This is a genomic window from Rathayibacter sp. VKM Ac-2927 (assembly GCF_022815525.1).
GTDB lineage: Bacteria > Actinomycetota > Actinomycetes > Actinomycetales > Microbacteriaceae > Rathayibacter > Rathayibacter festucae.
This window is the reverse complement of the sequence record NZ_JALGRT010000001.1, coordinates 714359-734075: the sequence shown is the minus strand read 5'-3', so window position 1 is coordinate 734075 and position 19717 is coordinate 714359. Positions and strand designations below refer to the sequence as shown.

Genomic DNA, 19717 nt, shown 5'->3' with positions numbered 1-19717 from the left:
TCAGCCGATCCGTTCCTTGCGACCGAGGATGCCCTGCGGTCTGACCAGCAGGATGATGATCATGAGGACGAGCGGAGCCACGTACTTGAGGTTCTCCGGGATCCAGATCGTCGAGATGTTCATCATCAGGCCGATGATGAGCGAGCCGACCAGCGCTCCGTAGGCGGAGCCGAGTCCGCCGAGCGTGATCGCCGCGAAGATCAGCAGCAGGATCGACGCTCCGGTGTCCCAGCGCAGCGACTGGTAGTAGCCGATGTAGACGCCGGCCAGTGCGGCGAGGGCTCCGGAGAGCACCCAGACCACGCGGATGACGCGCTCGACGTTGATGCCGGAGGCGGAGGCGAGGGCCCGGTTGTCGGACACCGCGCGCATCGCCTTGCCGATCTTGGTCTTCGTGAGCAGCAGGGCGACACCGACGATGCAGACGATGCCGACGGCTGCGCCGACGAGGTCGGTGAACTTGAGGCTGATGCCGAGCGCCGGGACCGTGAAGAACGGCGCCGTGCTGTTCGGCAGGGAGAGCCGGTCCGCGCCGAAGAAGAAGACGAAGGTGTAGCGCAGCGCGAGCGACAGGCCGATGGTCACGATCATCAGCGGGATCAGCTGGATGTTCCTCTTGCGCAGCGGCTTCCAGAGCAGTCCGTCCTGCGCGAAGCCGAACACCCCGCCGAGGATCACCGCGATCGGGATCGCCAGCAGCGCCGGCAGCCCGAAGACGCCGGAGAAGAGGTACGCCATCAGCGCGCCGAAGGTGACCAGCTCGCCGTGGGCGAAGTTGTTCAGCCCGGTGACGCCGTAGATCAGCGAGGCGCCGATCGCCGCGAGGGCGATCAGGAGTCCGAAGATCAGGCCGGTGACGACCTTGGGCCAGAAGATGATCCAGAAGGTGTTCGCCGTGACCGGCTGGTTCGCCGCGGTCGAGGTCCCGTCGGGGTTCGTCGCGTCGTTGCCCGTGGTGCCCTCGGTGGCGGGGTTCGTGGGGGCGGCGGAGTCGGTCGGGACCGGAGCGCTCGCGCCCGTGCCGATCGGGTTGGCCGTCGAGACGATGAAGTTCACGATCTGGTTCTGCGAGGAGACGATCGTCACCTGCTTCGGGTTCTGCCCCGCTGCCGGGTAGCCCTTGTCGGCGGGGAGCGTCTCCTCGTCGACCGTCACGCTGAAGGTGCCGGCCTCCTCGAGCGGGAAGACGGCGCGGCCGTCGTCGCCCGTGGTGAGGGTCGCGGTGGCGTCGCCGCCGAGCTCGACGGTCACCCCCACCAGGTTCTCGTTCGTGCCCTGCACGCGGACCCAGGCGATGATCGACTGGTCGGCCGTGGTCTCGGCGGTCGCAGCGGGCGCCGCGGCGGCGACGCCGGTCAGGGTCGCGGCGAGCAGGCCGAGTGCGACCAGGCCGTCGCGGAGCGTGCGGAGTGTGGGGAGCCGCCTAGGCACGGGGAGCCTCCCGGTCCGTCGGATGCAGGGTCGTCGCGCGCTTGTGGCGCGTCGAACGGCTGGCTGTGAGCAAGACGTCTACCTCTCGTCAGGGTGCACAGACGGATGGGGTCCTCGGGCGCGCCCGGATCGCCGTCGTCAAACAACGTTGGTTGACCATACGTTCCGCATGTGTCGGCGGTGTTTCCCCACCTGCACTACTGCGTGACGACATTATGCGGGGCGGAGAGCGCTCCCGTGTCCCCCGCACGGGTCGCGAGCGCACCCGGAGCACATCCAAGGGACGTCTTGGCAGGAATACCGGGCGCGTCGCCGCGCTTAAGATTGAGCATCCGGGACACCCGTGACCGGATGCGCGACCTCCACCACCGGGCCACCCGCACGACCTGCTAAGGGGCATTGATGGACCAGCCGGATCCCTTCGGATTCCTCGGACTCACCTACGACGACGTCATGCTCCTCCCCGGGCACACCGACGTCATCCCGAGCGAGGCCGACACGGCCTCCCGGCTCACCAAGCGCATCACGGTCGCGACCCCGCTGCTCTCCGCGGCGATGGACACCGTCACCGAGTCGCGGATGGCGATCGCCATGGCCCGTCAGGGCGGGCTCGGCATCCTGCACCGCAACCTCTCGATCGCCGATCAGGCCGACCAGGTCGACCGCGTCAAGCGCAGCGAGTCGGGCATGGTGTCGAATCCCGTCACCACGACCCCCGACGCGACGGTCGCGCAGGTCGACGACCTCTGCGGGCAGTACCGGATCAGCGGCCTCCCCGTCGTCGACGCGAGCGGCGTCCTCGTCGGCATCATCACCAACCGCGACATGCGCTTCGTCTCGCCGTTCGAGAAGGCGTCCACCCTCGTCCGCGACGTGATGACGAGCGCCGGCCTGATCACCGGCCGCGTCGGCATCCCCGACAGCGAGGTGATCGCGCTCTTCGCGCAGCACAAGATCGAGAAGCTGCCCCTCGTCGACGCTCAGGGCAAGCTCGCCGGACTCATCACGGTGAAGGACTTCGACAAGTCCGAGCAGTACCCGAACGCGACGAAGGACGAGGAGGGGCGCCTGCGCGTCGGCGCCGCCATCGGCTTCTTCGGCGACGCCTGGCAGCGCGCCACCGCGCTCCTCGACGCCGGGGTCGACGTCCTCGTCGTGGACACCGCCAACGGCGACTCCGCCGGGGTCCTCGAGATCATCCGCCGCCTCAAGGCCGACTCGGCCTTCGCCGGCGTCGACGTCATCGGCGGCAACGTGGCCACCCGCTCCGGCGCCCAGGCGCTCGTCGACGCGGGCGCCGACGCCATCAAGGTCGGAGTCGGCCCCGGCTCCATCTGCACCACCCGCGTCGTCGCCGGCGTCGGCGTGCCGCAGGTGACCGCCGTCTACGAGGCGTCGCTCGCCGCCCGCGAGTCGGGCGTCCCGGTGATCGCCGACGGCGGGCTGCAGTACTCCGGCGACATCGCGAAGGCGCTCGTCGCCGGCGCCGACACCGTCATGCTCGGCTCGCTCCTCGCGGGCTGCGAGGAGAGCCCCGGCGACCTCGTCTTCCAGAACGGCAAGCAGTTCAAGACCTACCGCGGCATGGGCTCGCTCGGCGCGCTGCAGACCCGCGGCGAGCGGACCTCCTACTCGAAGGACCGCTACTTCCAGTCCGACGTCCCCACCGACGACAAGCTGATCGCGGAGGGCATCGAGGGCCAGGTGCCGTACCGCGGGCCGCTCGCGAACGTGGCGTACCAGCTTGCGGGCGGGCTGCGGCAGTCGATGTTCTACGTGGGGGCGCGGACGATCTCGGAGCTCAAGGAGCGCGGGAAGTTCGTGCGGATCACGGCGGCGGGGCTGAAGGAGTCGCACCCGCATGATGTGCAGATGGTGGTGGAGGCGCCGAACTACCGGCGCTGATTCTGCTGCTGGGGCTCTGGGTGGGGGTCGGCGTCGGGTCGTGAGGGCGGCCCCTCTGCCCGATGGGCCTTCGGCCCATACGCCCACCACGCCGGAGGGGCCGCCCTCACGACCCGACGCCTCCCACTCGGGGCACGCGGACCTGGGGGAGACCGAGGGACTCAGCGCGAGCGGCGCTGACGCGCCGCCGCGACTGCCCCGCCAGACACGCGCGGCAGCAGGGTGGGAGCGCTATCCGCCGATCCGCGTGCCAGCGGATAGGCGTGCGCGGACGCGAGACGCTCTACGGGACGCGACCCGTTGCTCGAGCCGACTGCGGGCGACAGACGAGCGGAGTGCTGAGCGGAGCGAGGCGCGGAGCGAGGATGGAGCCACAGGTAAACTGCCGCTCATGGAGATCGAGATCGGGCGCGCCAAGCGCGCCCGCCGCGCGTACGCCTTCGACGACATCGCGGTGGTCCCGAGCCGCCGGACCCGCGACCCGGAGGTGGTCTCGGTGAAGTGGGCGATCGACGCGTACCAGTTCAGCACTCCGATCCTCGCGGCGCCGATGGACTCGGTGGTCTCGCCGGCGACGGCGATCACGCTGGGCCGGCTGGGGGCGCTGGGCGTCCTCGACCTCGAGGGGCTGTGGACGCGCTACGAGGACCCGGAGCCGCTGCTGGCGGAGATCCGGGAGCTGCCGGCGGAGCGGGCGACGCAGCGCATGCAGGAGATCTACTCGGAGCCGGTGAAGCCGGAGCTGGTGACGGCGCGGCTCGCGGAGATCCGCGCGGCCGGCGTGACGGTCGCGGGTGCGCTGTCGCCGCAGCGCACCGCCGAGCTGTACCAGACGGTGGTCGACGCGGGGGTCGACGTGTTCGTCATCCGCGGAACGACCGTGTCGGCCGAGCACGTCTCGCGGGACACCGAGCCGCTCAACCTCAAGAAGTTCATCTACGAGCTCGACGTGCCGGTCATCGTCGGCGGGGCCTCGACGTACACGGCCGCCCTGCACCTGATGCGCACGGGCGCCGCGGGCGTCCTCGTCGGCTTCGGCGGCGGCGCCGCCTCGACGACCCGCGCGACGCTCGGCATCCAGGCGCCGATGGCCACCGCGGTCGCCGACGTCGCCGGCGCTCGCCGCGACTACCTCGACGAGTCCGGCGGACGCTACGTGCACGTCATCGCGGACGGCGGCCTCGGCACCTCCGGCGACATCGTCAAGGCCGTCGCGGTCGGCGCCGACGCCGTGATGCTCGGCTCCGCGCTCGCCCGCGCCACCGACGCGCCCGGCGGCGGCTGGCACTGGGGTGCCGAGGCGCACCACCAGCAGCTCCCGCGCGGACGCCGCGTCCAGGTCGGCACCGTTGGCACGCTCGAGCAGGTGCTCTACGGCCCCGCGACCGACGCGAACGGCACCGCGAACCTGATCGGCGCCCTGCGCCGCTCGATGGCGACCACCGGCTACTCCGACCTCAAGGAGTTCCAGCGCGTCGAGGTCGTCGTCGCCCCCTACCAGCCCAGCTAGCCCGCCGGCCGGCCGAGGTGACCGCTCGCCGTCTTCGCCGGATGGCTCGCGCTCATGGGCCCTTGTTTGCTGGTCGAGTAGCGCCGGAGGGGCGTATCGAGACCCACCGTCCTCAGCAGGGGGGTCTGCAGACTCGTCGTCTGACGCGGGTGGATCTCGATACGCCCGCTGCGCGGGCTACTCGATCAGCATGGGTCAGGTGTGCTGCGATCAGGGAGCGGAGTCCGAGGTCCGGTCGCCCGTCCTTGCTCGTTCGTGCGCCCTTCTTCGCTGGTCGAGTAGCCCCGGAGGGGCGTATCGAGACCCACCGTGATCAGCACGGCGGATCTGCAGACTCATGTCTTCATGCGCGTGCATCTCGATGCGCCCGCTGCGCGGGCTGCTCGATCAGCAGAGGGGACGCACCTCGACCGAGCGAGGAGGCCGACGTGACCGGGTCCTCCGTGGGCGAACGGGGGCCGGGGGCGGGCGGTGGCCGCCTAAACTGGGAGGAATCCCGAGGTCGGAGCGCTGTCAGGCGCGGATGGAGCACGCATGGTCGAGGTCCGCAGGGTCAAGCTGCCCGGTGTCGGTGTCCTGCACACCTTCCTCACCGCCGACGGCGGCAAGGTCGGCGTCATCGCGCACCGCTCGGGTCACAGCGACCTGATCACCTTCGCCGAGGGCGATCAGGACGGCGCGAAGGTCTCGCTCCGCCTCAGCGACGACGAAGCGCACACCCTCGCCGAGCTGCTCGGCGGCACCCAGATCACCGAGTCGCTCACCGCGCTCGACCAGATCCCCGGGCTCTCCATCGACTGGTTCACCGTCGACTACGACGACCACATCGCGGGCCAGCAGCTGGGCAAGCCCGCCGACCGCGGCATCGTCGGCCTCACCGTCGTCGCCGTCGTGCGCGGTGACGCCGCGAACCCCGCTCCCGCCCCCGACTTCCGGGTGTTCCCGGGCGACACGCTCGTCGTCGCCGGCAGCCCGGAGAAGGTCGCCAAGGCCTTCGCCTTCTTCCGCTCCGGCGTCTTCGCCAAGGCTACCGAGACGCCGCCCGGAGCCTGAGGATGCACCACGGCGAAGACCTCATCGTCCTCGGTGTCCTGTTCGTCGTCGCCTACGTCCTCGGGCGGCTGGGGCGCACGATCGGCCTTCCGGCCATCCCGATCTACATGGTCGTCGGCCTGCTCGCGAGCCCGAACTTCCACCTCTTCCCGCTCGACTTCGAGTCGTCCTACATCGAGCTGACGGCGGTCTTCGGGCTGATCCTGCTGCTGTTCAACCTCGGCCTGGAGTTCGATCAGGACGAGTTCTACGGCAATGCGGCGCGGCTGATCCTCTCCGGCGGCTCCTACATCGCCGTCAACATGGCGGCCGGCCTGGCCTTCGGGTTCGTGCTGGGCTGGGGCAGCCGCGAGGCGCTGATCATCGCGGGCATCACGGCGACGAGCTCGAGCGCGATCGTGACGAAGCTGCTGATCGAGCTCAAGCGCCTCGCCAACCCGGAGACGCCGATGATCCTCGGCGTGACCGTCGTGGAGGACATCTTCATCGCGGTCTACCTGGCGATCGTGTCGGTCGTGCTCTCGGGCGAGACGGAGCCGTGGCCGGTCGTCCTGAAGCTGGTCATCGCGTTCGCGTTCCTCGTGGTGATGTTCGCGATCGCGCGCTGGGGCGGCCGGGTGGTCTCGCGGTTCTTCCGCACCCGCGACGACGAGCTGTTCACGATCCTGTTCTTCGGTCTCGCGATCCTCTTCGGCGGGATCGGTGAGGTGCTCGGCGTGACCGATGCGATCGGCGCGTTCCTGATCGGCCTGGTGATCGGCGCCACCCGCTTCCGCGCGCGGGTCGAGCGGATCGCGATCCCGCTGCGCGACGTGTTCGGCGCCTTCTTCTTCGTGAACTTCGGCCTCGGCCTTGATCCGGGAGCCTTCCCCGACGTCGTGCTGCCGGTGATCGCCGCCGCGGTGATGACGATCGTGCTCAACCTCGGCGCCGGCCAGTTCGTCGCCTGGCTGAACAAGCTCGGGCCCCGGGCCGGGCTCAACGCGGCCTTCATCCTGCACAACCGGGGCGAGTTCGCGCTGATCCTCGCGACGCTCTCGCTCTCGGCGGGGCTCGACGAGCGGATCCAGCCGTTCGCGGGACTCTACGTGCTGATCATGGCGATCGTCGGCCCGATCCTCGCGTCGCGCTCGGAGAGCATCGGGCAGTTCCTCTCGCGGCGGCGGCACCGGCCGAAGCCGGCCACCCGCAGCGCGATGGCGGAGGAGGACTTCGCCTTGGTCGAGGCGGCGATGGCGGACGGGGCGGCGGACGAGCGTCCGGCGGCCGACCCCGCCGAGGCGCCGGTCGCCGAGCCTGCTCCCCGACCGCGCCGACCCGTCGAGCCCGACGAGCTGGACGACGAGTTCCCGGACCCGATGCGGCAGGCCCTCATCGACCAGGCGATGCAGCAGTCCGACGGCATCGACTCCGACCGGCCGCGGCGCCCGCGCGAGCCCGACTACTGAGCCGCCCGGCGCGGTCGCTCGGCGGACGCCCTCTGCTGATCGAGTAGCCCGCGGAGCGGGCGTATCGAGATCCACCTCGATCAGCAGGAGGGATCTGCAGACCCGCCCTGTCGGTGACGGTGGGTCTCGATACGCCCCTGCGGGGCTGCTCGACCAGCAGGAGGGGCAGCGATCCGAGGGTCCTCCCACCCTGGTTGGCTAGGCTTCAGCGGTCCGCCGCCGCCGAGCGGATCCGCCCCGAACGAGGAACGCATGACGCAGAGCGCCCCGCCGCAGAGCACGGTCTGGCAGGTCGCCCGGCGACCGCGCTGGCTCGCGGCCCTGGCCCTTGCGCTGGTGATCGCGGGGCTCTTCGCGGCCCTCGGCCAGTGGCAGGTGGGACGCGCGGTCGAGGCCGCCGCGCCCGACTCCGGCGTCTCCGAGACGGTGCTGCCGCTCGACGAGGTCGCCGCCCCGTCGCGCCCGATCACCGCGACCGCCGACGGCCAGCGCGTGGAGGGCAGCTCCGAGTTCGTCCCGGGCGGCGCCGAGATCCTCGGCGGGCGTCTGAACGGCGAGCAGCCGGGCTGGTGGGTCATCGCGCGCACCCGCACCGCTGACGCCGACCTCGTCGTCGCCTACGGCTGGACCGCGGACCAGGAGCAGGCGCGGAGCGTCGCCGAGCGTCTGAACGACGGCGCGGAGGCGGCGCCGACCGGCTTCACCGGCCGCCTCGTCGCGAACGAGGCCGCCGAGGTGCCCGCCGAGGGCACCGATCCGATGACCCTCACCGCGCTCTCGATCCCGGCGCTGATCAACCGCTGGCCGGACCCGCCGCTGGACGTCTACCAGGGCTACGTCGTCGTCGACCAGCCGGTCTCCGGCCTCGAGGCGATCGACTCGCCCGCCCGCGTCACCGACGTCTCGCTGAACTGGCTCAACGTCTTCTACGCGATCGAGTGGGTCGTCTTCGCCGGCTTCGCGCTCTACCTGTGGTTCCGCCTCGTCCGCGACGCCTGGGAGCGCGAGACCGAGGAGGCCCTCGAGGCCGCCGAGCTCGCGCAGAGCCCGGTCACCGTCTCCGCCCCGTAAACTGGACCCCATGCCCCTCGAGCCCAAGCCCGCGCAGTTCCCTGCGATCCGGAGCGCGCTGCGCTTCTACCGGGTGACCTCGATCATCACCGGCGTGATGCTCCTGCTGCTCTGCGCGGAGATGCTGCTGAAGTACGTGTTCCACCTCGAGCTGTTCGTCTTCGGGCAGCAGGGGATCGCGCACTTCGCCCCGATGTACGAGGTGCCGGGCGGCGAGTGGAAGTCGAGCGGGACGGGCGCGAACCTGTCCACCGGCATCCTGATCGCGCACGGCTGGTTCTACGTCGTCTACCTCTTCGCCGACTTCCGCCTCTGGAGCCTGATGCGCTGGCCGTTCTCGCGGTTCGTCCTCATCGCGCTCGGCGGCGTCGTGCCGACCCTGTCCTTCTTCGTCGAGACCCGCATCGCCCGCGAGGTGGAGCAGTACCTCGAGCGGCGCACCGCCGCCCTCGAGCCGACGACCCCGACCGACTCCGTGGAGGCCCCCCATCAGTGAGCAGTCCGGCGCCAGCGCGCCGCAGTCCGCCCCGCAGCCGCACCTCGCAGCCCAGCCCGTGCTCGTCGTCGACTTCGGCGCCCAGTACGCGCAGCTGATCGCGCGGCGCGTCCGCGAGGCGAACGTGTACTCCGAGATCGTCCCGTCCGGCACGACGGCCGCGGAGATCGCCGCCAAGTCGCCGGTCGGGATCATCCTGTCCGGCGGTCCCTCGAGCGTGTACGAGGAGGGGGCGCCGCAGCTCGACCCCGCGATCTTCGACCTCGGCATCCCCGTGCTGGGCATCTGCTACGGCTTCCAGGTGATGGCCAAGACGCTCGGCGGCGAGGTCGCGAACACCGGGCTCCGTGAGTACGGCGCGACCGACGCGTCCGTCACGGCCGACGGCGGTGTGCTCCTCGGCGACCAGCCCGTCGACCAGACAGTCTGGATGAGCCACGGCGACCAGGTCTCGAAGGCGCCCGCCGGCTTCGACGTGCTCGCCTCGACCGGCTCGACCGCCGTCGCCGCGTTCGGCAGCGACGAGCGCCGCCTCTACGGCGTGCAGTGGCACCCCGAGGTCAAGCACTCCGCGCACGGCCAGGCCGTCATCGAGAACTTCCTGCACCGCGCCGCCGGCATCCCCGCCGACTGGAACTCCTCCAACGTCATCGACGACCAGGTCGCGCTGATCCGCGAGCAGGTCGGCACCGGCCGCGTCATCTGCGGCCTGTCCGGCGGCGTCGACTCCGCCGTCGCCGCCGCGATCGTGCACCGCGCGGTCGGCGACCAGCTGGTCTGCGTCTTCGTCGACCACGGCCTGCTGCGCAAGGACGAGCGCCGCCAGGTCGAGGAGGACTACGTCGCCGCCACGGGTGTGCGCCTGGTGACGGTCGACGCGCGCGAGCAGTTCCTCGACGCGCTCGCCGGCGTCAGCGATCCCGAGCAGAAGCGCAAGATCATCGGCCGCGAGTTCATCCGCACCTTCGAGGGCGCCGCCGAGGCGCTCGTGCTCGAGGCGCAGGGCGAGGGCACCTCGATCGACTTCCTCGTGCAGGGCACGCTCTACCCCGACGTCGTCGAGTCGGGCGGCGGCACGGGCACCGCGAACATCAAGTCGCACCACAACGTCGGCGGCCTCCCCGAGGACCTGCAGTTCGCGCTCGTCGAGCCGCTGCGGACCCTCTTCAAGGACGAGGTCCGCGCGATCGGCCGCGAGCTCGGGCTGCCCGAGGCGATCGTCGGCCGCCAGCCGTTCCCCGGCCCCGGCCTCGGCATCCGCATCGTCGGCGAGGTCACCCAGGAGCGGCTCGACCTGCTCCAGGAGGCCGACGCCATCGTCCGCGCCGAGCTCACCGCCGCCGGGCTCGACGGCGAGATCTGGCAGTGCCCGGTCGTGCTGCTCGCCGACGTCCGCTCCGTCGGCGTCCAGGGCGACGGCCGCACCTACGGCCACCCGATCGTGCTGCGCCCCGTCTCCTCCGAGGACGCTATGACGGCCGACTGGACGCGACTGCCCTACGACCTGCTCGCCCGCATCTCCAACCGCATCACCAACGAGGTGAGCGGCGTGAACCGCGTGGTCCTCGACGTGACCTCGAAGCCGCCAGGCACCATCGAATGGGAGTAGCCGCGACCGCGGTCTGAGAACGGGCCTCCTGCGGGGGCCCGTTCCTCGTCGTGCTCGGGTGGTCCGATGAGCAGGTGATCCCGGCGCGAGAGCGCGCTCACCCGCGCCGGACGTGAGCGGGCGGCCGGATCGCCTGCGAATCGGACGGGGGCAGGCGGGGCGGGCGGGTCAGACGGGGGTGTCGAGGACGCCGACGAAGCGGGTGCCGATGCCGTCGTACTCGTCGCGGCGGTGACCCTCGGGGTGGTGCGGCCACGCGTCGGGGGAGTGGTCCTCGCAGACGAGGAAGCTGAAGTCGGGCCACCACTTCTTCGGGCGGGCCGACTCGGAGCGACCGCAGACGGCGCAGTCCAGGGTCACCCAGACCGGGCGCTTCCCGGTGCGGTTCTCGCGCGACTGGGCGAGCCAGGCGGGCGGATCCTGCTCCAGGGCGACGAGCTCCTCCTCGGAGAGGCGCGTGGGCAGCCCGTGCCGCGTCGCCATCTCGACGGGGATGTCGAGGCGCTGAGCGGCTTCGCGTCGCGTGATCATCGGATCACCCTAGCCGAGCGCCGGGCGGGCGGCCCGGGTGCGCGGTCGGAGCGAGGCCCGCGCGACCAGCCACTCCAGCGGCCCCTGGCCGACGAAGCGGCGCCAGAGCAGGGCGCCGAACACCGCGACGACCGTGAAGGACGCGAGCAGCGTCCAGCTCTGCCAGGCGGCGAAGTCGAAGGGCTCGTAGGGGATCAGGTAGACCGCCAGCGCGACGAGCTGCACGGAGTAGACCGTGAGCGGCATGGCCCCCACCGCGGCGAGCGGCGCGGTGACCGCACGGACGACGGCGAGGCGCGCGGTGAGCGCGGTGAGCGCTCCGATCGCGACGGCCGCGACACCGCCGGCGCCGACGATCTCGGCGGTGGTGCTCGAGTGCGCCTCGACGCTCTCCGGCCCGCCGAGGGCGAGGCCGACACCGTAGCCGAGGACCGCGGCGATCGCGCCGCCGATCACGAGCCAGCGCTGCGTCGTGGCCGAGCGGATGTCGCAGCGCGCGATCAGCAGCCCGAGCATCACGTAGGCGAGCCAGGAGGGCACGGGATAGTACTGCGTCAGCCAGGTGAGCGGCATCCGCGCGAGCAGGGCGTCCTCGGGGGACAGCGTCGTGATCCAGTCGTTCCCGGCGGTGACGATCCGGTCGACGAGCAGGGGGCCGCCGACGGCGGAGACGGCGGCGAGGGCCGCGAGCACCGCCCGCTGCAGGAACATCAGCAGCGCCGCGACGACGAACATCAGGCCGTAGTGCGGCAGGATCACCGCGATCGGCGTGCCGAGCAGAGTCAGACCGACCCCGATGACGAGGAGGTAGAGGCCGCGCAGGAGGATCGACGCGGTGTCCAGGAACGGCCGGGTCGACCGCGTCGCCCCGCCGGACATCAGGCCGATCGAGACGCCCGCGAGGACGGCGAAGAGGACGGCGCTGCGGCCGTCCCAGATCATCTCGCGCTCGGTGGGGGCGAGGTGCGCCGCGAACATCCCGAGCACGGCGAGACCGCGGGCCACGTCGAGGCCGACGATGCGGGTCGGAGCGGCGGCCATCATTCCTCCATCGTCTCAAAAGCGGCGGGCGGGGCTGCGCGGCCCGGCCGCAGAACGACGAACGGGCGCCCGACCGTGAGGTCGAGCGCCCGTCGGGCCGGTCCGGACCGCTCCGGAGGGGACGTGACTACTGGCGGAAGATCGAGATCAGGCGCAGCAGCTCGAGGTACATCCAGACGACGGTGACGAGGATGCCGTAGGCGCCCGTCCAGCCGTAGATGCGAGGGGCGCCGTTGCGGACGCCCTGCTGGATGAACTCGAAGTCCATCACGAGGGAGTAGGTGGCGAGCGCGATGGCGATGAGGCCGATCACGATGCCGATGAAGCCGGTGCGGAGACCGAAGCCGCCGCCGACGCCGAACAGGCCGAGGCCGAGGTTGACCAGCGAGAAGACCGCGTAGCTGATCATCCCGATGAAGAAGATCTTGTTCAGCTTCGGCGAGGTGCGGATCTTGCCGTTCATGAACAGCGCCAGGGTGACGCCGATCACGACGACGGTCGCGAGCAGGGCCTGGACGACCGCGCCCTCGTAGGCGCTCTCGAAGAAGCGCGAGATCGCGCCGACTCCGATGCCCTGGGTCGCCGCGTAGCCGAGGATCAGGGCCGGCGACGGCACCTTCTTGAAGGCGTTGACGATGCCGAGGACCAGCGCGATGAGCACGGCCGGCAGCATCAGCCAGGGGACGAACCAGCCCACCGCGGCACCCGCGAGGAGCACGACGAAGGCGAGTGCCGTCTTCGCGAGGGTGTCCTCGACGGTCATCCGGTTGGTGTCGGCCGAGCCCGCGGCCGGACGGTTGTACATCTGGTCGAGCGTGCCGGGCGACACGTCCGGGACGTCCTGCACGCGGCCGGCGTAGCCCCGGTTGCTGAACTCCGGACGACCGAACGCCGGGTTGTTGCTTGCCATGGTTCCTCTTCTCTCAGGTGCGCTCGACGGTGACGGACGGATCCGTCGGGACTCGCGGAGCTGAGTCGCTGTGACTGCGGGATCCACCGGCTGCCCTCTCGGGCCGCAGGCGGTAGGTCCACAGTATCTGAGAACATCTCTCAGAGTCTGGCTATTCCCTTCGCGGGAGCCCCGGTTCCGCCCGGAGTCGCCTGCCGCCGCCCGTAGGATCGCCGCATGCCGACCCGTCCCGTCCCGCTCGTCATCGGCCACCGCGGGGCCAGCGGCTACCGCCCGGAGCACACCAGGTCGGCCTACGAGCTGGCGATCGCGCTCGGCGCCGACGCCGTCGAGCCGGACCTCGTCGCCTCGCGCGACGGGGTGCTGGTGCTCCGGCACGAGAACGAGATCTCCGGCACGACTGACGTGGAACGTCGCCCCGAGTTCGCGCAGCGCCGCACGACGAAGCGGGTCGACGGCAAGGAGATCACGGGCTGGTTCACCGAGGACTTCACCTGGGCCGAGCTGTCGACGCTCCGCGCGCGGGAGCGGCTGCCGGCCGTCCGCGCCTCGAGCGCCACCTTCGACGGGCAGTTCCCGATCCTGCGCTTCCGCGATCTCCTCGCCCTGCTCGACCGGGCGGGGGAGGAGTCGCCCCCGTCGCCGCCGGGGCTCGTCGCCGAGATCAAGCACGCCACGTACTTCGATGCGCTGGGTCTGCCGCTGGACGTCCTCCTCGAGCAGGAGCTGGCCGCGGCGGGCTGGGCGCGCACCGATCCGCGGCTGACGATCGAGAGCTTCGAGAAGACCGTCCTCGAGCGCCTCGCGGTCCGCGGGGTGGGCACTCGGCGCGTCTACCTGATCGAGTCCCGCGGCACCCCGCCCGATCTCGTCGCCGCCCACGGCTCCCGGGCGACGCCCTACGCCGACTTCGTCACCCCCGCGGGCCTGCGCGGTCTCGCCGGAACGGTCGACGGCGTCAGCGTGGACAAGAGCATGCTCTTCGGGCGGGACGGCGCCGGGCGGGCCGTGGGGACGAACTCGCTGGTCGTCGCCGCGCACGCGGTCGGGCTGCAGGTCTACACGTGGACGCTGCGCGCCGAGAACCGCTTCCTGGAGAAGGTGCACCGGATCGGCAAGGAGCCGGAGGCGTACGGCGCCTGGCAGGACGAGTTCCGCGCGATTCTGCGCACCGGGATCGACGGCGTGTTCGCGGACCAGCCGGACCTGGCGATCGAGGCGCGCGCCGCCGAGGACGACGCCTGGGCGGGGTCCGCCGGCTGATCCCGAGCGCGCGGCCCGGCGAGTGCGCAGGCGACCGGGAGCCTCCGCTGGCATCATCGGGCCGACGACCCCGCCGCCTGGCGCCCCCGCCGGTGCCGACCGACCCCGCCCCGCGCATCCCGAGAGGAGCCCGACCGTGAAGACCCGCGCCCGCATCACCCGCCGCTGGATCGTGTTCGCCGTGCTCGCCGCGCTCGGGGTCGCCGTGGTCTACGGGCTCGCCGTGCTCACCCCGCAGGGGCAGGCAGCCGAGAACTCCGGGCTGCGCGGCGCGGACCTGGTCTTCGGCCGGGCCACCGGCACCGCGGCGGGTGCGCTCGCCGACGTCACCCCGGTGTCGATGATCGGCGGTGCGCTGCTGGTCGCGGCGATCGCGCTGATCCGCCGGCGTCCGGCGCTGGCGCTCGCCTCCGTCGGCTCGATCGTGGTCACGGCCGGGCTGACGCAGCTGCTGAAGAACGTGGTGCTCGAGCGGCCGCTGCTCGTGGAGACCGACTCCTGGTACACCGGCGGCAGCTTCCCGAGCGGGCACACCGCGGCGGCGGTGTCGGTGGTCTTCGCGCTGGCGATGGTCGTCCCGGGGCGCGGGCGCACGGTCGTGCTGGCGATCGGCGGCGCCGTGGTGGTGCTGGTCGGGAATCTGACGATGGCCGCCTCCTGGCACCGCGCGAGCGATGTGCTGGGCGCCGATCTGGTCGGTCTCGCCTCCGCCTCCCTGGCCTGCGCCTGGCTGTCGACGCGGGCGCAGGTGGGGCGGGCGCCGCGGAAGCCGCCGCGGCGGGCGGTGCTGCGGGTGCTGCTCGTCTGCTCGATCGTGCTCGTGCTGACGCTCGGGGCGCTCGCCGTGCAGGGCATCCAGTACTACCCGGACGACACGAAGGACCTCACGGCGTTCGTGCTGCTGCAGGTGCTCGCGGTGGCGACCTCCACCGTCGCGGTGGTCGGCTTCGCGCTGGCCTGGCGCGGGCTCGACATCGGTGGGCCGCTCACCGCGCCCGCGCGGCGGTCGCGCGCCGCCTGATCGGAGCCCGACCGCGCGGCGTCCCGCGGCGGGGTGTCGGAGGCGCGATCTACACTCGGAGGGACATGAGCCTCCTCTTCGATCCGAGCGATTCCCGCGCCACCCCGGTCATCGTCGGCGCGCCCGGCGGGCCCTCCGGCGACTCCGCGCGCACCGACCCCGAGCACGAGCGCCTCGTCGCGGGACTCAACCCGCAGCAGCGCGAGGCGGTCGAGTACCGCGGCGACGCGCTGCTCATCGTCGCGGGCGCCGGGTCCGGCAAGACCAGCGTGCTGACGCGGCGCATCGCGAGCCTGCTCGGCAGCGGCGAGGCCTGGCCCAGCCAGATCCTCGCGATCACCTTCACCAACAAGGCGGCCGCCGAGATGCGCGAGCGCGTCGAGAAGATCGTCGGCCAGGCGGCCGAGGGGATGTGGATCTCGACGTTCCACTCCGCCTGCGTGCGGATCCTGCGGCGCGAGGCCGAGAACTTCGGGATGACCTCGTCGTTCACGATCTACGACTCGGGCGACCAGCGGGCGCTGCTCAAGCGGATCGTGAAGGACCTCGAGGCGGACTCGCTCGGCATCACGGTCGCGAGCGCCTCGTCGAAGATCTCGAAGCTCAAGAACGAGCTCGCCGACGTCGACTCCTACGCGCGGACCGCGAACATGAGCGACCCGAACGAGGAGATGTTCCTCCAGGTCTTCCGCGCCTACTCGCGCGCGCTCGAGAGCGCGAACGCCTTCGACTTCGACGACCTGATCGCGCAGACGGTCTACCTCTTCCGCGCGTTCCCGCACGTCGCGGCGAAGTACCAGCGCCGCTTCCGGCACGTGATGGTCGACGAGTACCAGGACACGAACCACGCGCAGTACTCGCTGATCCACGAGCTGACCCGGGCCGTTCCGCCGGCCACGATCGCGGCGGCCGCCTTCGACCGGCCCTACCGCGGCCCGGTGACGGCCGACGGCTCGATCCCCGGCGCCTCGCTCACGGTCGTGGGCGACTCGGACCAGTCGATCTACGCGTTCCGCGGGGCGGACATCCGCAACATCGTCGAGTTCGAGCGCGACTTCCCCGGCTGCCGGGTGATCCTGCTCGAGCAGAACTACCGCTCCACCCAGAACATCCTCTCGGCCGCGAACGCCGTCATCTCGAACAACTTCGACCGCCGCGCGAAGAACCTCTGGTCGGCCAGCGGCGAGGGCGAGAAGATCATCGGCTACACCGGGTACTCCGGCCACGACGAGGCGCAGTTCGTCGTCGACGAGATCGCCCGGATCCACGCGGCCGGCACCGGCTACGACGAGATCGCGGTGTTCTACCGCACCAACGCGCAGACCCGCGCGCTGGAGGAAATCTTCATCCGCTCGGCGCTGCCCTACCGGATCCTCGGCGGCACCAAGTTCTACGAGCGCGCCGAGATCAAGGACGCGCTCGCGTACCTGATCACGGTCGCGAACCCGGCCGACGTGCTGGCGCTGCGGCGGATCATGAACACGCCCAAGCGCGGCATCGGCCCGGCGACGGAGGCGCAGCTGCAGTCCTTCGCGGACACCAACGCGGTGACCCTCCGCGAGGCGATGCGCAACGCCGGGTCGCTGGGCATGGGGCCGAAGGTGACGAAGGCGATCGTCGACCTCGCGACGCTGCTCGACGAGTGCGCCCTGATGCTCGACCCGGGGCGGCCCGAGGGCGAGGCGAAGGTGCACGAGGTGCTGTCGGCGCTGCTCTCCCGCAGCGGGTACATCGACATGCTCCGCGCCAGCCGCGACCCGCAGGACGAGGCGCGCGCCGAGAACGTCGACGAGCTGATCGCCGTGACGAAGGAGTTCGCGCGGAACAACCCCGACGGCGGCCTGGTCGACTTCCTGACCGAGGTGTCGCTGGTCGCCGCGGCGGACGACCTGGACGACGACTCCGGGACCGTGTCGCTGATGACCCTGCACACCGCGAAGGGGCTCGAGTACGACGCGGTGTTCCTCACCGGCATCGAGGAGGACCTGCTCCCGCACCGCATCTCGGCGAACGAGCCGGGCGGCCCGGCGGAGGAGCGGCGGCTGTTCTACGTGGGCATCACCCGCGCGCGCAAGCGGCTCTACCTCTCGCTCGCGATGACCCGCGCGCAGTACGGCGAGACCTCGGTCGCGATGCCCAGCCGGTTCCTCCAGGAGATCCCGGCCGAGCTGATCGAGTGGCGCCAGTCGCCGGGGGCGGCGACCTCTCGCGGCGGCACCCAGCCGCGGGCGCTGAACGCGCAGCGGCCCGGGTTCGGCCGCTCGAAGTCGAACACCGAGTTCCGCCAGGCGCTCGCCGCGGCGCCGAAGGCGAAGGGCGAGTTCCCCAACCGGATCACCGGGATGGTGCGCGACAACGGCGACCTCGAGCTGATCGCGGGCGACCGCATCCGGCACACCGACTTCGGCGAGGGCCGCGTGAACGCGGTCACCGGCGAGGGCAGCAAGCGGGTCGCGCACGTGCTCTTCGACCAGGTCGGCGCCAAGAAGCTGCTGATCAAGGTCGCGCCCATCGAGAAGATCTGAACCGGTCCGGATGCCCCGTGCCGGTCGACGAGCCGTGAGCCGCTTCAGGGGCCCTGCGGCCGACACCGCGACGAGCGGACGCGGGCCGCTCGCGGCGCGGGTGGCGACGGAGGCGTTCGCGCCGCCGGTGCTGGCGATGGTCGTCCCGCTCATCGTGGGCGCGCGGGTCGCGGACCCGCCGCTGCGCGGCGTGGCCTGGGGAGCACTCGCGGCGCTGTTCGTGGGCGTGCTGCCGTACCTCGTGGTGCGGCTGCTGATGCGCGCGGGGCGGATCCGCGGCGATCACCACGTGCCGGACCGCCGCGAGCGGGCCCTGCCGATCGGGCTCGCGCTGGTCTCGATCGTGGTCGGGCTCGTGCTGCTCGCCGTGCTCGGCGCGCCGGCCGCGGTGACGACGTTCGGGGTGGTGACGGTGGCGGTGCTCACGGTGATCGGGATCGTCAACCTCGGCTGGAAGCTGTCGGGGCACGCCGCGGTCGTCGCGACCTGCGCGGTGGTGGTGCTGATCGCCTACGGCCCGTGGTCGCTGCTGATCACCGTGCCGATCGCACTCTGGACCGGCTGGTCGCGCGTACGCCTCGGCGCGCACACTCCCGCTCAGGTGATCGCGGGCGCCCTGGTCGGCGCCGTGCTCGCCTCGCTCGTCTGGTCCCTCCTGAGCTGACCCCCGCCGCGAGATGCCACTTGTGCACGCCTTTCACGGCGTGTCGCGTGCACAAGTGTCATCTCGCGGAGGGAGAGAGGGGGTTATGCGTCGCAGGCGATGCCGTCGCCGTCGCGGTCGAGGTCGTACTCGTCGGGGCCGACGACCGTGACCGGGCCCTGGATGTAGACCGGGCCGTTGCCGGAGCCCGCGGCGCAGTCGCCGTCGGAGGCGATGGGGACGCACTCGCCGGCGTAGCTGGGGTGGCAGCCGGCGTCGGCTGCCGCGGCGACCGGGGCGGGGGCGGGGACCAGCGTGCCGACGCGGGTGACGTCGTCGACCGCGGGTGTGGTGACCGCCTCCGAGAGCTGGGCGCGGGAGACCTCGACGCCGTCGTGCTTGACGACCTCGAAGGTGCGCGTGAGCACGCCGTCGACGCCCGCGACGACGGTGCTCGTGCCCTGCGCGGCGCTCGGGTCGTCCTCGGTGCGCGAGGAGCGGGCGATAGGAGCGGTCTCGGTGACCTGCTCGGTCGTGATCACGACGGTCGGGGTCGGGGTCGGCGTCGGCGTGCGGGTGGGCGCCGGCGTGGTCGTGCGAGTCTGAGCGGCGGCGAACGACGCCGGGCTCTCGGTCCCGGACGCCACCGCCTGCTCGTCGGCCGGTGCCGGCGCGGACGTGGCTCCGAACGCCGACGTGCTCAGGACGAGCACGAGCATCGCGGCGGCCCCCGTCATCGCTGAGGCGCGGCGGCGGCGCGGCAGTCCGAGCCAGGTCGGCCGGCGCAGGAGCACGCCGTAGGCGGCCGTGATCAGCACGACGAGAGCGACCATGATCAGCGCCGACCAGGGCCCGCCCGTCAGCCAGGCGACGAGGGCGAGGAAGGCGGTGACGCCGCCGACGACCCACTGCAGCGGAGTGAGGCGGAGGCGGGTGAGCCGCAGCGATCCCGCCCGCAGCGGCCGGCGCCCGGACGGGCTGCGGTCCGGGGAGGCGGGGGCGGCGGGAACGCTGTCCTGCGGCCGGCCCCCGGACCGGAGGAGGTGGGGCAGGGCGGCCGCCCGCCGGCGGACGCTGGAACGAGGATCGGCGGAGCGGGCGTTCCGGCGGGCGCGACCCGGCAGATCGGGCGGGAGGTGCGGGTGGCGGGGGCTCATCGTCGTTTCTTCCTGGTGGCGCGGCGGGACGCCTCAGCATGCCCCACGCGCGCCCCTCCCCGTGTCCCCCTTACAGGGCAGACTCTGCACAGCGCTCCCAAGC

16 protein-coding genes are annotated in these 19717 nt (G+C 71.8%); 11 read left to right on the top strand and 5 right to left on the bottom strand.

Annotated elements, in window-relative coordinates; translation table 11 throughout:
• Window positions 1–1431 carry a branched-chain amino acid ABC transporter permease gene (locus MT353_RS03420; protein WP_243600572.1) on the bottom strand — a complete coding sequence of 477 codons (1431 nt, stop codon included), beginning with the start codon at window positions 1429–1431 and terminating at the stop codon, window positions 1–3.
• Between the two features lie 402 nt (window positions 1432–1833).
• Between MT353_RS03420 and guaB the strand changes: the two genes are divergently transcribed.
• The 7 genes from guaB (at window position 1834) to guaA (ending at window position 10523) form a co-directional block, all read left to right on the top strand.
• Window positions 1834–3336: an IMP dehydrogenase gene (gene guaB / locus MT353_RS03415; protein WP_243600573.1), complete on the top strand. Its 1503-nt coding sequence runs from the start codon at window positions 1834–1836 to the stop codon at window positions 3334–3336.
• Window positions 3337–3727: 391 nt separating this feature from the next.
• Window positions 3728–4846: a GuaB3 family IMP dehydrogenase-related protein gene (locus tag MT353_RS03410; protein ID WP_123733534.1), complete on the top strand. Its 1119-nt coding sequence runs from the start codon at window positions 3728–3730 to the stop codon at window positions 4844–4846.
• A 534-nt stretch (window positions 4847–5380) separates the two neighbouring features.
• Entirely contained in the window at window positions 5381–5899 is a 519-nt protein-coding gene (locus MT353_RS03405) for a cation:proton antiporter regulatory subunit (protein WP_243600574.1), read from the top strand.
• A gap of 2 nt (window positions 5900–5901) precedes the next feature.
• Window positions 5902–7347: a cation:proton antiporter gene (locus MT353_RS03400; RefSeq protein ID WP_123445097.1), complete on the top strand. Its 1446-nt coding sequence runs from the start codon at window positions 5902–5904 to the stop codon at window positions 7345–7347.
• Window positions 7348–7599: 252 nt separating this feature from the next.
• Window positions 7600–8418 carry an SURF1 family protein gene (locus MT353_RS03395; RefSeq protein WP_243623609.1) on the top strand — a complete coding sequence of 273 codons (819 nt, stop codon included), beginning with the start codon at window positions 7600–7602 and terminating at the stop codon, window positions 8416–8418.
• Window positions 8419–8428: 10 nt separating this feature from the next.
• Window positions 8429–8914, top strand: coding sequence for a DUF3817 domain-containing protein (locus MT353_RS03390; protein ID WP_123445099.1), 486 nt, complete (start codon window positions 8429–8431; stop codon window positions 8912–8914).
• A 58-nt stretch (window positions 8915–8972) separates the two neighbouring features.
• Complete coding sequence (guaA, locus tag MT353_RS03385) at window positions 8973–10523, top strand: glutamine-hydrolyzing GMP synthase (protein WP_208110562.1); 1551 nt, start codon at window positions 8973–8975, stop codon at window positions 10521–10523.
• Between the two features lie 168 nt (window positions 10524–10691).
• Here guaA and MT353_RS03380 read toward each other — a convergent pair whose 3' ends face one another.
• The 3 genes from MT353_RS03380 to MT353_RS03370 all read right to left on the bottom strand — a co-directional run bounded on the left by MT353_RS03380 (window position 10692) and on the right by MT353_RS03370 (window position 13005).
• Window positions 10692–11054 carry a hypothetical protein gene (locus MT353_RS03380; protein ID WP_243582582.1) on the bottom strand — a complete coding sequence of 121 codons (363 nt, stop codon included), beginning with the start codon at window positions 11052–11054 and terminating at the stop codon, window positions 10692–10694.
• 9 nt (window positions 11055–11063) lie between these two features.
• On the bottom strand, window positions 11064–12098 hold the full coding sequence (locus MT353_RS03375; RefSeq protein WP_243623608.1) for a DUF418 domain-containing protein: 1035 nt from the start codon (window positions 12096–12098) through the stop codon (window positions 11064–11066).
• Between the two features lie 124 nt (window positions 12099–12222).
• On the bottom strand, window positions 12223–13005 hold the full coding sequence (locus tag MT353_RS03370) for a Bax inhibitor-1/YccA family protein (RefSeq protein ID WP_243623607.1): 783 nt from the start codon (window positions 13003–13005) through the stop codon (window positions 12223–12225).
• Window positions 13006–13221: 216 nt separating this feature from the next.
• On the opposite strand from MT353_RS03370, the gene MT353_RS03365 reads away from it, so the two are divergent.
• The 4 genes from MT353_RS03365 (at window position 13222) to MT353_RS21855 (ending at window position 18478) form a co-directional block, all read left to right on the top strand.
• Window positions 13222–14268, top strand: coding sequence for a glycerophosphodiester phosphodiesterase family protein (locus MT353_RS03365; protein WP_243623606.1), 1047 nt, complete (start codon window positions 13222–13224; stop codon window positions 14266–14268).
• Between the two features lie 136 nt (window positions 14269–14404).
• Entirely contained in the window at window positions 14405–15289 is an 885-nt protein-coding gene (locus MT353_RS03360; protein WP_243623605.1) for a phosphatase PAP2 family protein, read from the top strand.
• Between the two features lie 65 nt (window positions 15290–15354).
• Window positions 15355–17814: an ATP-dependent helicase gene (locus MT353_RS03355; protein WP_123735062.1), complete on the top strand. Its 2460-nt coding sequence runs from the start codon at window positions 15355–15357 to the stop codon at window positions 17812–17814.
• Between the two features lie 34 nt (window positions 17815–17848).
• A complete protein-coding gene (locus MT353_RS21855) occupies window positions 17849–18478 on the top strand; it encodes a phosphatase PAP2 family protein (protein ID WP_243623604.1) in 630 nt (209 codons plus the stop codon).
• An 83-nt stretch (window positions 18479–18561) separates the two neighbouring features.
• On the opposite strand, the gene MT353_RS03345 is transcribed toward MT353_RS21855, so the two are convergent.
• Window positions 18562–19614 (bottom strand): G5 domain-containing protein, encoded by a 1053-nt coding sequence (locus MT353_RS03345; protein WP_243623603.1) that lies wholly within the window; start codon window positions 19612–19614, stop codon window positions 18562–18564.
• Between the last annotated feature and the right edge of the window lie 103 nt (window positions 19615–19717).

Bases quoted from the DNA above. Each gene is read 5' to 3' on its own strand.
- guaB (WP_243600573.1), top strand. From the start codon at position 1,834: ATGGACCAGCCGGATCCCTTCGGATTCCTCGGACTCACCTACGACGAC.
- MT353_RS03410 (WP_123733534.1), top strand. From the start codon at position 3,728: ATGGAGATCGAGATCGGGCGCGCCAAGCGCGCCCGCCGCGCGTACGCC.
- MT353_RS03405 (WP_243600574.1), top strand. From the start codon at position 5,381: ATGGTCGAGGTCCGCAGGGTCAAGCTGCCCGGTGTCGGTGTCCTGCAC.
- MT353_RS03400 (WP_123445097.1), top strand. From the start codon at position 5,902: ATGCACCACGGCGAAGACCTCATCGTCCTCGGTGTCCTGTTCGTCGTC.
- MT353_RS03395 (WP_243623609.1), top strand. From the start codon at position 7,600: ATGACGCAGAGCGCCCCGCCGCAGAGCACGGTCTGGCAGGTCGCCCGG.
- MT353_RS03390 (WP_123445099.1), top strand. From the start codon at position 8,429: ATGCCCCTCGAGCCCAAGCCCGCGCAGTTCCCTGCGATCCGGAGCGCG.
- MT353_RS03380 (WP_243582582.1), bottom strand. From the start codon at position 11,054: ATGATCACGCGACGCGAAGCCGCTCAGCGCCTCGACATCCCCGTCGAG.
- MT353_RS03375 (WP_243623608.1), bottom strand. From the start codon at position 12,098: ATGATGGCCGCCGCTCCGACCCGCATCGTCGGCCTCGACGTGGCCCGC.
- MT353_RS03370 (WP_243623607.1), bottom strand. From the start codon at position 13,005: ATGGCAAGCAACAACCCGGCGTTCGGTCGTCCGGAGTTCAGCAACCGG.
- MT353_RS03365 (WP_243623606.1), top strand. From the start codon at position 13,222: ATGCCGACCCGTCCCGTCCCGCTCGTCATCGGCCACCGCGGGGCCAGC.
- MT353_RS03355 (WP_123735062.1), top strand. From the start codon at position 15,355: ATGAGCCTCCTCTTCGATCCGAGCGATTCCCGCGCCACCCCGGTCATC.
- MT353_RS03345 (WP_243623603.1), bottom strand. From the start codon at position 19,614: ATGAGCCCCCGCCACCCGCACCTCCCGCCCGATCTGCCGGGTCGCGCC.